General features: G+C 63.2%; 14 protein-coding genes. 9 read left to right on the plus strand and 5 right to left on the minus strand.

From position 1 onward, the window contains the following. The first annotated feature begins 110 nt into the window (after positions 1-110). The 4 genes from V1293_RS26530 to V1293_RS26545 all read left to right on the plus strand — a co-directional run bounded on the left by V1293_RS26530 (position 111) and on the right by V1293_RS26545 (position 4,254). Positions 111-1,475: an FAD-dependent oxidoreductase gene (locus V1293_RS26530; RefSeq protein ID WP_334513532.1), complete on the plus strand. Its 1,365-nt coding sequence runs from the start codon at positions 111-113 to the stop codon at positions 1,473-1,475. 20 nt (positions 1,476-1,495) lie between these two features. Next, positions 1,496-2,500 carry an ABC transporter substrate-binding protein gene (locus V1293_RS26535; RefSeq protein WP_334513534.1) on the plus strand — a complete coding sequence of 335 codons (1,005 nt, stop codon included), beginning with the start codon at positions 1,496-1,498 and terminating at the stop codon, positions 2,498-2,500. Between the two features lie 169 nt (positions 2,501-2,669). Beyond that, positions 2,670-3,443, plus strand: coding sequence for an ABC transporter ATP-binding protein (locus tag V1293_RS26540; protein ID WP_334513536.1), 774 nt, complete (start codon positions 2,670-2,672; stop codon positions 3,441-3,443). Continuing rightward, positions 3,436-4,254: an ABC transporter permease gene (locus V1293_RS26545; RefSeq protein WP_334513538.1), complete on the plus strand. Its 819-nt coding sequence runs from the start codon at positions 3,436-3,438 to the stop codon at positions 4,252-4,254. The genes V1293_RS26540 and V1293_RS26545 overlap by 8 nt, the downstream gene beginning before the upstream one ends. Positions 4,255-4,382: 128 nt before the next feature. On the opposite strand, the gene gtdA is transcribed toward V1293_RS26545, so the two are convergent. Next, positions 4,383-5,423, minus strand: coding sequence for a gentisate 1,2-dioxygenase (gtdA, locus tag V1293_RS26550; protein WP_334516914.1), 1,041 nt, complete (start codon positions 5,421-5,423; stop codon positions 4,383-4,385). Between the two features lie 112 nt (positions 5,424-5,535). Here gtdA and maiA point away from each other — a divergent pair, with 112 nt between their 5' ends. From maiA to V1293_RS26565, 3 genes are read left to right on the plus strand one after another with little or no spacing between them, the layout of a single operon-like run. Next, positions 5,536-6,168 carry a maleylacetoacetate isomerase gene (gene maiA / locus V1293_RS26555; RefSeq protein ID WP_334513540.1) on the plus strand — a complete coding sequence of 211 codons (633 nt, stop codon included), beginning with the start codon at positions 5,536-5,538 and terminating at the stop codon, positions 6,166-6,168. Then, the gene (locus V1293_RS26560; RefSeq protein WP_334513541.1) at positions 6,158-6,667 is read left to right on the plus strand and encodes a MarR family winged helix-turn-helix transcriptional regulator; all 510 of its coding nucleotides are present in this window, start codon (positions 6,158-6,160) and stop codon (positions 6,665-6,667) included. Before maiA ends, V1293_RS26560 begins: the two co-directional genes overlap by 11 nt. After that, positions 6,667-7,848, plus strand: a complete 1,182-nt coding sequence (locus tag V1293_RS26565; RefSeq protein ID WP_334513542.1) for a 3-hydroxybenzoate 6-monooxygenase — start codon at positions 6,667-6,669, stop codon at positions 7,846-7,848. The genes V1293_RS26560 and V1293_RS26565 overlap by 1 nt, the downstream gene beginning before the upstream one ends. Positions 7,849-8,007: 159 nt before the next feature. Here V1293_RS26565 and V1293_RS26570 read toward each other — a convergent pair whose 3' ends face one another. The 3 genes from V1293_RS26570 to V1293_RS26580 all read right to left on the minus strand — a co-directional run bounded on the left by V1293_RS26570 (position 8,008) and on the right by V1293_RS26580 (position 11,188). Next, positions 8,008-9,621 (minus strand): benzoate-CoA ligase family protein, encoded by a 1,614-nt coding sequence (locus V1293_RS26570; protein WP_334513544.1) that lies wholly within the window; start codon positions 9,619-9,621, stop codon positions 8,008-8,010. Continuing rightward, entirely contained in the window at positions 9,618-10,757 is a 1,140-nt protein-coding gene (locus tag V1293_RS26575; protein WP_334513546.1) for an FAD-dependent monooxygenase, read from the minus strand. The genes V1293_RS26570 and V1293_RS26575 overlap by 4 nt, the downstream gene beginning before the upstream one ends. 218 nt (positions 10,758-10,975) lie before the next feature. Further along, entirely contained in the window at positions 10,976-11,188 is a 213-nt protein-coding gene (locus V1293_RS26580) for a hypothetical protein (RefSeq protein WP_334513547.1), read from the minus strand. A 260-nt stretch (positions 11,189-11,448) separates the two neighbouring features. On the opposite strand from V1293_RS26580, the gene V1293_RS26585 reads away from it, so the two are divergent. Further along, entirely contained in the window at positions 11,449-11,808 is a 360-nt protein-coding gene (locus V1293_RS26585) for a hypothetical protein (RefSeq protein ID WP_334513548.1), read from the plus strand. A gap of 49 nt (positions 11,809-11,857) precedes the next feature. Here the strand turns inward: V1293_RS26585 and V1293_RS26590 are convergent, their stop codons facing one another. Continuing rightward, positions 11,858-12,700, minus strand: coding sequence for a cysteine rich repeat-containing protein (locus tag V1293_RS26590; RefSeq protein ID WP_334513550.1), 843 nt, complete (start codon positions 12,698-12,700; stop codon positions 11,858-11,860). 206 nt (positions 12,701-12,906) lie between these two features. Between V1293_RS26590 and V1293_RS26595 the strand changes: the two genes are divergently transcribed. Next, entirely contained in the window at positions 12,907-14,100 is a 1,194-nt protein-coding gene (locus V1293_RS26595) for an efflux RND transporter periplasmic adaptor subunit (RefSeq protein WP_442894291.1), read from the plus strand. Positions 14,101-14,104 lie beyond the last annotated feature (4 nt).

The following is a 14,104-nucleotide window of genomic DNA, read 5'->3' on the forward strand; positions in this document are numbered from 1 at the left end:
CACTTTTCTCGATTCGAGAAAGCTGATCGCGCAATTTGCTGGATTGTAGTCCGCTTCGCGTTAATTCATAGTCCCGCGAAACAAAAATCATCAGGGATGGGATCGCTGCCGTGTCGGCCAAAACCATTGAAGAACCCGCTCGCCAGATTCCGCTGTACGGCGAATATGAAGTCGCCGTTCTCGGTGGCGGACCCGCGGGGATTGCGGCGGCGGTGGCGGCCGCGCGGGCCGGGCGGCGGACGCTCTTGATCGAGCGCTACGGCTTTCTCGGCGGCATGGGCACGGCCGCAGGCGTGACGAATTTCTGCGGGCTGCATGCCAATGTCCATGGCGAGATGCGTCGGGTGGTGCAAGGGATTGCTTCCGATCTGCTCACGCGGATCGACCGGCTCGACGGGCTCAACGCGCCGCACCTGATCCTCGGCAAGATCTTTGCGCAGGCCTATGACACCGCGGCTTACAAGATCGCGGCGGACGATCTGCTGGCGGCGCACAAGGTCGATATTCTCTTTCATGCGCTGGGCGCGGGCGTGGTGATGGACGATGAGAAGCGCATCCGTGCGCTGATGGTCGAGACCAAGGCCGGCCGTCAGGCGGTGCGCGCCGGCATCTTCATCGACTGTTCCGGCGATGGCGATCTCGCGGCCTGGGCGGGGGCGCCCTTTGAAGTCGGCGACAATGCCGGCGGCATGCTCTATCCCTCGATGATGTTCCGCCTCAACGGCATTGATCCCGAAAAGGCTGGCGACGCCTGGCGCACCATTCCAGCGCTGATGGAAAAGGCGGAAGCCGCGGGCACGCATCATTTTCCGCGCAAGACCGCCATCGTGCGGCCGCAGCGCTCGGCGATCGAATGGCGGGTGAATTTTACCCAGCTCGCGCGCGAGGACGGCACGGCAGTCAGCGGGATCGACCCCGACCAGATGACGCGCGGCGAAATCGAGGGCCGGCGGCAGGCCCTCCAGGCGTTCGAATTCCTGCGCACGGTGCCCGGCTTCGAAAAATCCTACATCGTCGATTTGCCGCCGCAACTCGGCATCCGCGAGACGCGGCGGGTGATCGGCGGCTACATGCTGTCGGGCGAGGACGTGCTTGGCTGCGCCTCGTTCGACGACACCATCGGCGTCAATGGCTGGCCGATGGAACAGCATGTGGCGGGAGATGTGACCTTTACGTTTCCGCCGATCCCGGAATCTCGCGGCTTCAACGAATTGCCGTATCGCATGCTGGTGCCCGAAGGCATAGACAATCTCCTGATGGCCGGGCGCTGTGCCTCGATGACCCATGAGGGCCAGTCGGCGGCGCGGGTTTCCGGCGCCTGCTTTGCGATGGGGGAGGCAGCCGGCTCCGCGGCGGCGCTGGCGCTGTCGGGCAATACGATTCCGCGCGACATTGCGGTAGAAAAGTTGCAACAAGCGTTGAAGCAGCACGGCGCTTTCATCGGGCGGGACCAGAACGTGCCCGAGGGGTTATAAGAAAAGGCGGAGGGAACGGGATGACGAAGTTTGCACGGCTTGCGCTGGCTGGCCTGTTGGCGTTATCAGCGGGCGGGATCGCACGGGCCGATGACGCGCAAAAGGCAAAAATCGGCGTGCTCCGGCTGTCGTCGTCGGCGCCGGTGTTCATCGCGCAGGACAAGGGCTATTTCCGCGAAGCAGGCCTTGATATCGAATTGAAATTCTTCGACGCGGCGCAGCCGATCGCGGTGGCGACCACTTCAGGCGATGTCGATTTCGGCATCACCGCGTTCACCGCCGGGCTCTACAATCTCGCTGGAAAGGGCACGCTGAAGGTAATCGGCGGCATGAGCCGCGAGAAGGCGGGCTATCCGCTGATCGGCTACTTCGCCAGCAACAACGCCTTTGCCGCCGGGCTGAAGACACCGAAGGACCTTGCGGGCAAGCGCATCGCGGTGACACAGGTCGGGTCCAGCTTTCACTATTCGCTCGGCCTGCTCGCCGACAAATACGGCTTCAAGCTCGCCGACGTGAAAGTGCTGCCGTTGCAGTCGCTGTCGAATGCCGCAGCCGCGCTGAAGGGCGAAACCGTCGACGCCGCGCTGCTGCCGATCTCGACTGCCCGCGCGTTGGTGGATTCCGGTGGAGCAAAGTTCCTCGGCTGGGTCGGCGATGAGACGCCGTGGCAGTTGGGGGCAGTGTTCGCCTCGCCGAAAACGCTGACCAACAAGGCGACGGTCACGAAATTGCTCGCCGCTTTGGTGCGCGCCGACCGAGAATATCACGACGTGATCCTGGCTTCCGGGAAGGACGGTAAGGCAGACATCAACGACAAGACAAGGCCGTTGCTGGAAATCATCGCCAAATACACCAATCTGCCGGTCGAGCAGGTGGTCGGCAATTGCGCCTATATCGATCCCGACGGCAAACTCGACGTCAAGAACGTCGACAACCAGATCGCGTGGCTGCAGGAGCAGGGCTTTGTCGACAAGGGGGTTGCGGCGGACGCGATCATCGCGAAGGAATATGTGAAGGCGGATTGATGGGGATATTCTCCGTCATGGCCGGGCTTGACCCGGCCATCCACGTCTCTGTCGCCGTTGGATCGCAAAGACGTGGATGCCCGGGACATCTAGCGCGAAGACGCGCTTCGCGCTTTAGCCCAGGCATGACGAGCAGAAAACCCGGTCTTTGAAGAGATGCAGTAATCACATGGATCTGATCGCCGATCAAATCACTCACCGCTTCGGCGGCCTCGACGTGCTCGACAAGGTGTCCTTCACGGTTGCCTCCGGCGAGGTCGTCGCAATCGTCGGTCCCTCCGGTTGCGGCAAGAGCACGCTCTTGTCGATCCTTGGCGGGCTATTGCAGCCGAGCGAGGGAAGGGCAGAGCTGCGAGGCGCGCCGCCGGCCGACAGCCTCAATCCGCTGACCTTCGTGTTCCAGGATTTTTCGCTGCTGCCATGGTGCACGGTGGATGCGAACGTCGAATTTCCGCTGGTCCATAGCGCGCTTGGGGCCGCAGCGCGTCGAGCCGTCGTCGATGACGCGTTGAAGCGCACGGGCCTGTCTGATTTCCGCGGCGCCTATCCAAAACAATTGTCGGGTGGGATGCGCCAGCGCGTCGGCATCGCACGGGCGCTCGCGGTGCGGCCGGCAATTCTCCTGATGGACGAGCCATTGTCGGCATTGGATTCGCAGACCCGCGAATTGCTGATGGAGGATTTCATCCGCCTGCTCGCCGACGGCGCGATGGGCGCGGTCTATGTCACGCATAATCTCGAGGAAGCCGTGCGGCTTGCCGACCGCATCGTGGTGCTGTCGCGCCGGCCGGGCCGCGTCAGGGAGATCGTCGAAATCCCGATGACGCGCGCCGAGCGCGGTGCGATCGATGCACGCGGCAAGTTGCTGGCGCTGCAGAACGATCTGTGGTCGCTGATCCGCGAGGAGGCGATCGATGCCGAGCGCGAGGTGCAGCATGCTTGAGCGCGCGCCGCAGGACGATCGCGCAACCGAAGCCCGGCCGGTCGCCTTCCGCGGCGCCGGTTTTGTGCCAAGGGCGGGGCGCACCTCGGGCTGGATGGCGCTCGCGCTGGTGATTGCGCTGTGGCAATTGGCCGGCAGTGCCGGTCTCGTCAATCCGCTGTTCCTGCCGGCGCCGTCGGCCATTGCGGTCGCAATCTACAAGCTCGCGCTCAGTGGCGCGCTCTGGCAGCACATATCGGCTTCGGTCGTTCGCATCGGCTTGGGCTGGCTGCTCGGCACCGTGGCCGGCGTCATCACAGGTTTTGCGATCGGGCTGTCGACGCTGGCGCGCGGCGTCGGCATCACCTTCATCTCCGCGCTGTTTCCGATTCCGAAGATCGCGCTGCTGCCATTGTTGATCCTCTGGCTCGGAATCGGCGAGGAGCCGAAGATCGCGACCATTGCGCTCGGCGTGTTCTTCTCCACCGCGATCTCGGTCTATAGCGGCGTCGACGCGGTGCCGCGCAATTTGATCCGGATGGCGCAGAGTTTTAACGTGCCGTTCCATGCCATCGTCCGCCGCGTGATCTGGCCGGGCGCGCTGCCCTCGATCCTCGCGGGCTTTCGCATCACGGCGTCGGTGGCGCTATTGCTCGTCGTCAGCGCCGAAATGATCGGCGCGCAATTCGGCATCGGCGCGTTCGTGCTGCAGGCCGGCAATCTGATGCAGACCGATCAGTTGCTGGCCGGTGTCGTGATCCTGTCGCTGTTCGGGTTGGCCGTGGGGAAGGCGATCAATGTGCTGGAGGCGAAGCTGCTGCACTGGCGGTAGACCTGTCGTCCCTGCGAACGCAGGGACCCATACCGCGTGATCCATCGATGAGGCGATGTGGCAAACGCCTTTCGCAACAACCAACGCCGGTGGTTATGGGTCCCTGCGTTCGCAGGGACGACGATAGATCACGCATTCCCACGATCCTCGCGAAACAAATCAAGCTTCTGCTGCACCGGACGGTCGGAGAACGAGAACAGCACTGCGTCGGTGTCGGCCTCGTGCGTGACCCAGTGCCAGCTCGGTACCACGAACAGATCGCGCGCGCCCCACTCAAACGTCTGGTCGCCAATCCTGGTGCGGCCCTTGCCTTCAATCGCGGCGAACACGGTGGCGTCCGTTGAACGATAGCGCGCGGTCTTGAAACCCTTCGGCAGCAACTGAATGAACGTCCCGATCGTCGGCATCGCGAAATCGCCGGTCTCGGGATTGGAGAATTTCAGCTTCAGCCCGTGGCAGGCATCCCATTCGTCGCGCGTCTTGGCCAGCTCCAGCGCCTCGCGGGTGTAGCTGTAGGGATAGTTGAAGATCGGCGAGGTCTTGGATTTGCGCTTCTCGTCGACCGGCAGCAGATTGTGGCCGTAGCGAGCAAAGCTGTCGCCGGCGGGCTTTGAGATCTTCTGCTGGTCCTCGTTCGACCCCTCGGCAAAGGAGGCATCGAAGAACTGCACCATCGGGATGTCGAGCCCGTCGAGCCAGAACATCGGCTCGGATGTTTCGTTGGAATGGTCGTGCCAGGTCATCGACGGCGTGATGACGAAATCGCCGGGCTCCATCGCGGTGCGTTCGCCGTCGACGGTGGTATGGGCGCCCTTGCCTTCGAGCACGAAACGCAGCGCCGACTGGCTGTGCCGATGCGCGGGGGCGACGTCGCCCGGGACCACCATCTGCACGCCGGCGAACAGCGACGTCGTGACCTTCGACTGGCCGCGCAGGCCGGGATTCTCCAGCACCAGCACCCGCCGCTCGGCTTCCTTGGCGGTGATCAGCTTGCCGGCCTCGGTCATGTAATCGCGGATCGAATCGAACTTCCACAGATGCGGCCGGCAGGCGCTTCGCGGCTCCGGCGTGACGAGGTCGCCCAGCACGTTCCACAGCGCGGAGAGATTCTCGCCGTCGATCTTCTTGTAGAACGCCTCGCGTTCCGGGGTCTTCTGCACGGCTTCCATGGTCAAGCCTCCCGTCATTTTTGTATCGTCTATGGATTGACAGTATACTTACAATATGGGTAACGTCAATGACAGGCCGCGAGGCAAACGATAAAATCCGAGGGAGGTTCCGATGAAGCTGCATGGCTATTTCCGCAGCAGCGCGGCATACCGGGTCAGGATCGCACTGAACCTCAAGGGGTTGTCGACCGATCACCTGTCGCATCACCTTCGCAAGGGCGAACAGTGCGCCCCCGCCTATCTCGCGATCAATCCGCAGGGGCTGGTGCCGACACTGGAGGGTGACGACGGGACGGTGCTGACCCAGTCGCTCGCCATCATTGAATGGCTGGACGAAACCCATCCCAATCCGCCGTTGCTGCCAAAGGATCCGCTGCGCCGCGCCAAGGTGCGCGCGTTCGCCATGGCGCTGGCCTGCGATACGCACCCCGTGCAAAATCTCAAGGTTCTGGCGCGCTTGCGCCAGCTCGGTCTGCCCGAAGAGAAAGTGACGGAATGGGCGGCCTGGGCCAATCGTGAGGGATTATCAGCCTGCGAAACGCTGGTCGCTGGCGAGGCCGGCCCGTTCTGCTTCGGCGACAAGCCCACCCTTGCCGACCTCTGCCTGATCCCGCAGCTTGGCAATGCGCGGCGCTTCGGCGTCGATGTTTCGGCCTATCCGCGCCTGCTGAAAGCCGAGGCCGCGGCGAAGGAAATGAAAGCGTTCACTGATGCCGCGCCGGACAAGCAAGCCGATGCCGAGTAAGCCATCCCCCATCACCATGGACGCGGTCTACACCGCGCCCGGCTACCTGTTCCGGCGGATGCAGCAGATCGCGGTCTCGATCTTCGTCGAAGAGTGTAACGCGTTCGACCTGACGCCGGTGCAATATGCCGCACTGGTGGCGATCCACACCCATCCCGGCATCGACGCCACTCGGCTGTCGGCGGTGATCGCGTTCGACCGCTCCACGCTCGGCAATGTGATCGAGCGGCTGGAGAGCAAGGCGCTGATCGAGCGCAAACCGTCGCGGGAGGACAAGCGCGTCAAGCTGCTCCATCTGACCAAATCGGGGGCGGCGGTGCTGCGCGACATCATGCCCTCGGTGGAGCACGCGCAGTTAAGGATGCTGCAGCCCTTGAAGCCGGCCGACCGCAAGACGCTGCTGGCGCTGATGACGCAGCTGGTCGATCTCAACAACGAAGCCTCGCGCGTGCCGCTGCGCGCCGAAGACGCCCTCGAGCATCTGGGAAAGTCGAGCTGATGGACGCACGGCCGGTTTTGATCGCAGGTGGCGGAATCGGCGGGCTCGCCGTAGCGCTTGGGCTGGCGCAAAAAGGCATCCGCTCGGTCCTCTTGGAAAAAGCCTCGCAGCTCGGCGAAATCGGCGCCGGCATCCAGCTCGGGCCCAACGCATTCCACGCCTTCGATTATCTCGGCGTCGGCGAGGCCGCACGAAGCATGGCGGTCTATATCGACCAGCTTCGGCTGATGGATGCGTTGACGGCCGAAGAGATCACCCATGTCGATCTCGGCGATGCGTTCCGCTCGCGCTTCCGCAATCCCTATGCGGTGGTGCATCGCGGCGATCTGCACGGCGTTTTCCTGCGCGCCTGCGAGAGCCATGAGCTGATCGAATTGCGCGTCAGCAGCGAGGTGGTCGGCTACGACCAGGACGGCTCGTCGGTGACAGCGCGGCTGGCCAATGGCGAACGCGTCACGGGGCGGCTATTGATCGGCGCCGACGGGCTGTGGTCGAATGTGCGCAAGCAGGTCGTTGCGGATGGGCCGCCGCGTGTGTCCGGGCACACGACGTATCGCTCGGTGATCCCGACCGAACAGATGCCGGAAGATTTGCGCTGGAACGCGGCGACGCTGTGGGCCGGACCGAAATGCCACATCGTGCATTATCCGCTGTCGGGCTGGAAGGTGTTCAACCTCGTCGTCACCTATCACAACGACGCGCCGGAGCCGGTCGCCGGCAAGCCTGTCAGCGACGAGGAGGTCATGCAGGGCTTTGGCCACGTGCATGCGCGTGCCCAGGAGATCATACGCCATGGCAAGAACTGGCGGCTGTGGGTTTTGTGCGACCGCGATCCGGTCGAGCGCTGGGTCGACGGCCGCGTCGTGCTGCTCGGCGACGCCGCGCATCCGATGCTGCAATATTTCGCGCAAGGTGCGTGTCAGGCGATGGAAGACGCGGTGTGCCTGTCGCACATGCTGGGAGCGCATGACGATTACGCAAAAGCGCTGGAAGCCTATCGCGCGCAGCGGTTCCTGCGCACCGCAAAGGTGCAGTTGATGTCGCGCGCCATCGGCGAACACATCTATCACCCCTCGGGCGGACATGCCCGGCTGCGCAACGAGATCATGGGCGCGAAGACGTCGGAGGAGTGGTACGGCGATCTGGCGTGGCTGTATGGCGGGACGGGATTGGCGGGGTAGGAGCCGGAAATTCCGCTGTCGTCCCTGCGAACGCAGGGACCCATAACCACAGGAAGTCGTGTTTGGGACGCTGGGGCGACAGCGATCGGAACAACAGACATCGGTGGCTATGGGTCCCTTCGTTCGCAGAGACGACACCGAATTTGTTGAAACAGCCAGCTACATCTTCATCAACGCCTGGCGGTCGATCTTGCCCGTGCCGGTCTTCGGCAGCTCCCCGATGAACCTGATCTCGCGCGGATATTTGTAGGGCAGCAGTTTCGCCTTGACGTAGTCCTGCAGCTTCTTCGTGGCGTTGTTCGGATCGAATTCGCCCTTGTTCATCACCACCACCGCCTTCAGCGTCATGCGCCTATCGGGCAGCTCGGCCGCGAACACCGCGCATTCCCTGATGTCGGGGTGTTCGGCGAGGCAGAGCTCGACCTCGAGCGGGTAGACCCATTGGCCTGAAATCTTGATCAGGTCGTCGGCGCGGCCGCGGAAGAAATGGAAACCGTCGGCATCGCGCAGAAAACGGTCGCCGGTGTAGATCCACCCCTCCTCACGAATGGTCTCCGCCGATTTGTCCGGCCGGTTCCAGTACAGCGGTGTGTTCGAATCGCCGCGCACCCACAAAATGCCTTCCTCGTTGTCGCCGACCTCGCGGCCGTCCTTGTCCTTCAACAGAATTTCGTAGCCGGGCACGCGCAGGCCGGCGGCGCCGAGCTTCTTCTTCTCGGGGCGGTTGGAGAGATAGATGTGCAGCGCCTCGGTCGAGCCGAGCCCTTCGATGATTTCCAACCCCGTCAGCGCCTTCCAGCCGTTGAACACTTCCGCCGACAGCACCTCGGCGGCCGAGAGCGCCATCCGCAGCGAGGAGAAGTCGGTGGCGGCAGCACCTTCGGCCTTGGTCAGCGAGGTATAGAGTGTGGGCAATCCGTAGAATATCGATGGCCGGTATTTTCCGATCGCCTCGAAGATTGTTGCCGGCTTCGGCTGGCCGGGCAGCAGCAGCGTCGCCGCACCGACCGAGAACGGGAAGGTGATGGCGTTGCCAAAGCCGTAGGCGAAGAAAATCTTCGGCACCGAGAAGCAGATATCGTCGGGCGTAAGCTTGAGCACGTTGCGCGCAAACGCCTGCTCGCTGTAGGCCATGTCGTGCTGCAGGTGCACGATGCCCTTGGGGCGCCCGGTCGAGCCGGATGAATACATCCAGAACGCCATCTCGTCGCGCTTGGTATCGGCTTCCGGCAAATCGGGGGAGATTCCTTGCAGCCATTGCGGCGCCATGAGGGTTTTCGGCGCGGCATGCTCGCCTGCGGCGCCATTGACCACGACCAGGGTTTGCAGCGGCGTGTCCTTGCAGGCTTCTTCATTGAACCGCGAGGTGAACTCGGCCTCCGCGACCGCGACCGCGGCGCCGGCGTCCGAAAGATAGAACTGCAGCAGGTCCGGCGGCGTCAGCGTGTTGATCAACAGCGGCACAAAGCCTGATCGCACCGCGCCGAAAAACGCCGCCGGGTAGGCCGGCGTGTCGTCGAGGAACATCAGGATGCGGTCGCCGCGCTTCAGGCCCAGCGACTGAAAGCCATGCCCCCATTGCGAGGCCTCGGCGCAGAGCTCTGCGTAAGTGCGCGTGCCGCCGGGGCCGGTAAGCGCCAGCCTGTCGCCGCGGCCTTTGGCAAGATTGTCGAACAGGATGCGGCTGGCGTTATAATTTTCCGGAATCGCAAAGCCGATCTCGCGCGCGCCCGGATTGTCGCGGGGGACCATGTCGGAAATTTGTGACGTCATGCCTGGCTCCCGATTTTCTTGTCCGCCTCGTAACGCGCCATGAATTCCGGCGACATCGCGCGCAGCCGCGCATCGGCGATCCGCCCGGAGCGGGTGATGTAGCTGTAGGCAAAATCCATCAGGTCGAGCTTCATGTGTTCGGGAAAGTGTTCATACCAGTCGGCGCTGGTGCGCGCGGCCGTCACCAGCTTCTGCACGATCGGCTTGCGTTCGGTCTGGTAGCGGGCGAGGCCCGCGGCAATCTCCGTTTCCGCCTCCAGCGCCTTGGTCAGCGCGATTGCGTCCTCGATGGCGAGCCGGGTGCCCGAGCCGATCGAGAAATGCGCGGTATGCAGGGCGTCGCCGATCAGCACCATGTTGCCGTGCGACCAGTTCTCGTTCCAGATCCAGGGAAAATTCCGCCACACCGATTTGTTCGACACCAGCGCATGGCCGTCCAGCGTCGCGGCGAATATCTCCTCGCAGATCGCCTGCGACTGCTCGATCGTCTTGTGCTCAAAACCGTAGGCCTGCCAGGTCGCCGCGTCGCACTCGACCAGGAACGTGCTCATGGCGGGCGAATAGCGATAGTGGTGGGCGTTGAACGATCCGAGAGCGGTCTTCACAAACGTCTGCGACAGCGTGGCAAAACGTTTGCTGGTGCCGTACCAGGCGAATTTGTTGGTCGAGTGCGAAACCGAGGCGCCGAACTCCTGCTCAAAACCGCGGCGCACCAGCGAGTTCAGTCCGTCGGCGGCGACGATCAGGTCGTACTCGCCGAGCTCATCCAGCGACTGGATCGTGGTGTTGTATCGCGCCGCGATTCCCGCCGCGCGCACGCGCTGCTGCAGGATGGTCAGCAGTTCGAGCCGGCCGATCGAGGAGAAGCCGATGCCGTCGATTTCGACACTCTCGCCGCGTAAATTGAGCGTGATGTTCTTCCAGCTCTCCATCCGGGGCGTGATGGCGTCGACCGTCTCGGGATCGTCAGCGCGCAGGAATTCCAGCGCCTGTTCGGAGAACACCACGCCAAACCCCCAGGTCGCGCCCTCGGGGTTTTGTTCGAACAGATCGATATGCGCGTCCGGATGACGCCGTTTCCAGAGATAGGCGAAGTAGAGACCGCCGGGGCCTCCACCGATGACGGCGATGCGCACGTCTTCCTCCCAATCGACAGTATACTTACTAATTGGGTTGGAGACTAATCCGCGCCGGAAATTTGCGCTACAGAAAAATGATCGGGGAACGAGGCTTTAGGCCCGGTCCCGACCGCGTCAGGACCGGGCGCCCATGGCCTGTTTCAGCCGCGCGGGTTCTGTCCGCGAACGGTTGTCCGCTCTGCGGCAGCTTCAGCTTGACCGGACCTTCGCTGAGGTCAGACGCAGCGGCGGACTTTCACGCCGCCGACCCACACCCACCGGCAGGCGGCGACAACCGGCTTGCGCACGACGACCGCGCCGCGTGCCCCGGCGCAGCCGGCGCGATAGACGCCCCTGGCGCATACCGCGGCGTTGGCTTCGGTCGACTCAAAGGTCATGGTCGCGCCGAAGGCGAAAAAGGCGGATGCAACGATCAGCAAGTAACGCATGTTGGTCTCCCGGACTTTGTACTGTTGATGTTCAGCCCTGAAAGTTTCTTTTTGAGAGTTTCTTCGGAAGGTTCTGCGGATGCGTGTCGCGGCGTGCGTGCACGCCGATCTCGTTTCGGTTGCGGGTCCCCTTCGTTGAGATGACCGATCGTGGAGGTCAGTATCCGCGGATCAGGATCGCCGGCCTTCTTGCTTCTTGATCGCGGACCCGCTGTATTGAGGCTCCCATTAGCAGCCGCAATGAAAATCAAGGAAAACCCATGGCGGAGGTCAGAGCCAAATGGCTGGCGTTCTATTCCGAACATGTCGAGCCGGTCTCCAAGGAAATATTTTCTCACGTCGAGAAGTTGATCATCGGGACGTTGATCGTATCGGCCGGCGCCCATGTCTCGAGCAGTGAGCCGGCGATCGTGCTGTTCGGGTATCTGCGCCATGGTCTCGTCGGTCGCGGCGTCATATTGTTCGGCGTTATTCTCCTGCTGCTGAACTTCGTCGACGGCCTCTACAAGCTCGCCAAGCTCAATTGGCATATTGCGTACCAAACCCTGATGGCGATCCTTTATATCGCCCTGTCGGTACGGCTCATTCAGCTCATCCTCGCCTTTCGCGGCGGCGAGTGACCGGCGGCGGTCCCCGGATCAATGCAGGACCGCCGCAGGGCGCGCGTGATTATCGCGCCGCGAACTGGGACAGCACGTCCTTGCAGGCCGGCGAAAGCTGGGCGGCATTGGTCGCCAGACACTGCACGATCCGGCCGCCGCCAGGCTGCACGCCGCCGCAAATCGAGCGGACATCGGCGCCGCAGGCCGATCGCAGCACCAGCAGTTCTTCACGCGGCCGCATCGGTCGCAGCACGATCACGGTCGGCGCCGCCGGTGCAGCGGCGGCAGCCGCTCCCGCTGCGGCCGGAGCTGCGCCTGCGGGTGTAGCCGCTGGCGTTGCACCGCCGCTGGCGGCGGAGACGGCTTTCTCGCAACCGGCCGAGAGTTTCGCCTTGTTCTTTTCCAGGCATTGCAGGGCGGGCGCGCCGCCGGTCGGCACGCCCGCGCAGACCTTCGGATAATCGGAGCGGCACGCGCTGCGGATGGCGGAAATCTGGGCGCTGGTCGGCTGTCCGGCTGCGGGGGCCGCTGCTGCCTTTGGTTCGGCAGCTTTGGGCGCTGCAGTCGTCGCAGCCGCGGGAGCAGTGGCTTTCGGCGCCGCGGTCTCGGCAGGCTTGGCGGTCTCGGCTGGCTTGGAAGTCGCGGCCGCCGGTGCTTCCACGGCGCGCACCGCGCTCTGGCAGCTCGATGAAAGGCTCGACATATTCTTCTGCAGGCATTGCAGCGCCGCCTCGCCGCCCGGCGGCACGCTGGAGCAATGCGCTATGTAATCGGAGCGGCACTGCGATTTGATGGCGTCGCGTTGCGCCTGGCTCGGGGCTTGCGCAAAAGCCGGTGCAGCGGTTGCCACCATCGCGACGACAGAAAGCCACGGCGCAAGCTTCGTCGCACGTTTCAACGTGTTGATCATTTGAATAAATCCTTTTGTCGTCGCAGGAAGCCGCCGCTTCAACCGCAGAAAAATTTCGTCGTAGAAATGCTAACGGCCCGCATCATTTTCGCTTTCCGGTTTCACTGCAAGCGGATTGTTGCTATTTTCATGGGGTGGCGCCGAACGTCGATTTCTGAATAGACATTTTTCTGAACAAACCAATTGAGGCACGAAAAATGAAGCCTATGCGTTCGCCTGCACGCCTGAGTCCGCACCGCACCATCGGGCAAGGAGGGGCTTCGATCCGGCGCGCGGCGTTCGCAATTGCCGCGATGGGCATCTTAAGTGCCTGCGAACAAAATACTTTTGTCCCGCCGCCGCCACCGAAAGTCGATGTGGCGGTGCCGGTGCAACGGTCCTTCACGCGCTATCTGGAAGCGACCGGCAATACGGTCGCGATCAAGAATGTCGATCTGGTCGCGCGCGTGCAGGGCTTTCTGCAATCGATCAGTTATCAGGACGGCGCCTTTGTGAAAGAAGGCACGCCCCTGTTCACGATCGAGCCTGACACCTACAAGCTGAAGCTCGAACAGGCGCAGGCCGCGGAAACCGGCGCGCAGGCAACGGTGAGGCAGGCCGAGGCGGACTTCAAGCGCCAGCAGGAATTGGTCCAGCGGCAAGCCGTTTCCCAAGCCACGCTGGATACTTCCACCTCGACGCGCGATAACGCGCAAGCGAACCTGCTTCAGGCCCAGGTCAATACCAAGATCGCGGCGGTCAATTACGGTTATACCAATGTGACCGCGCCGTTTGATGGCGTCGTCAGCACGCATCTCGTCGCCGTCGGCGAACTCGTCGGCGTCTCGTCGCCGACGCAGCTTGCCACCATCGTGGCGCTCGACCCGATCTGGGTGAATTTCAACGTCAACGAACAGGACGTGCTGCGGATCCGCACGGAGGCTCGCCGGCGCGGGATGACGCCGGACGATCTCAGGCAATTGCCGATTGAAGTCGGATTGCAAACCGAGACCGGTTTTCCGCACAAGGGCAAGCTCGACTACGCCGCCGTGACGCTCAACCAGTCGACGGGCACGCTCCCGGTGCGCGGCGTGCTGCCCAATTCCGATCGCGCGTTGCTGCCGGGGTTCTTTGTCCGAGTTCGCGTCCCGATCGATCAGGTGCAGAGCGCGTTGTTCGTGCCTGACGTGGCCCTCGGCAGCGATCAGTCCGGACGCTACCTGCTGGTCGTGAACGGCGAGAATGTCGTCGAGCAGCGCAAGGTGCGGGTCGGGCCGCTGGAGGGCGGGCTGCGTGTCATCGAGGAGGGGCTGAAGCCCGACGACCGCGTCGTCACCGCGGGGCTGTTGCGCGCGATTCCCGGCCAGAAGGTCGATCCGCAACTGAAACAGATCGAAGCACAGCCAACGGCGGCCAAGTAGGAGC

Source organism: Bradyrhizobium sp. AZCC 1693 (assembly GCF_036924745.1).
Classification (GTDB): domain Bacteria; phylum Pseudomonadota; class Alphaproteobacteria; order Rhizobiales; family Xanthobacteraceae; genus Bradyrhizobium.

Excerpts from the sequence above, each read along its gene's own strand:
- V1293_RS26535 (WP_334513534.1), top strand. The coding sequence starts at position 1,496 with ATGACGAAGTTTGCACGGCTTGCGCTGGCTGGCCTGTTGGCGTTATCA.
- V1293_RS26540 (WP_334513536.1), top strand. The coding sequence starts at position 2,670 with ATGGATCTGATCGCCGATCAAATCACTCACCGCTTCGGCGGCCTCGAC.
- V1293_RS26545 (WP_334513538.1), top strand. The coding sequence starts at position 3,436 with ATGCTTGAGCGCGCGCCGCAGGACGATCGCGCAACCGAAGCCCGGCCG.
- gtdA (WP_334516914.1), bottom strand. The coding sequence starts at position 5,423 with ATGGAAGCCGTGCAGAAGACCCCGGAACGCGAGGCGTTCTACAAGAAG.
- maiA (WP_334513540.1), top strand. The coding sequence starts at position 5,536 with ATGAAGCTGCATGGCTATTTCCGCAGCAGCGCGGCATACCGGGTCAGG.
- V1293_RS26560 (WP_334513541.1), top strand. The coding sequence starts at position 6,158 with ATGCCGAGTAAGCCATCCCCCATCACCATGGACGCGGTCTACACCGCG.
- V1293_RS26565 (WP_334513542.1), top strand. The coding sequence starts at position 6,667 with ATGGACGCACGGCCGGTTTTGATCGCAGGTGGCGGAATCGGCGGGCTC.
- V1293_RS26570 (WP_334513544.1), bottom strand. The coding sequence starts at position 9,621 with ATGACGTCACAAATTTCCGACATGGTCCCCCGCGACAATCCGGGCGCG.
- V1293_RS26580 (WP_334513547.1), bottom strand. The coding sequence starts at position 11,188 with ATGCGTTACTTGCTGATCGTTGCATCCGCCTTTTTCGCCTTCGGCGCG.
- V1293_RS26585 (WP_334513548.1), top strand. The coding sequence starts at position 11,449 with ATGGCGGAGGTCAGAGCCAAATGGCTGGCGTTCTATTCCGAACATGTC.
- V1293_RS26590 (WP_334513550.1), bottom strand. The coding sequence starts at position 12,700 with ATGATCAACACGTTGAAACGTGCGACGAAGCTTGCGCCGTGGCTTTCT.
- V1293_RS26595 (WP_442894291.1), top strand. The coding sequence starts at position 12,907 with ATGCGTTCGCCTGCACGCCTGAGTCCGCACCGCACCATCGGGCAAGGA.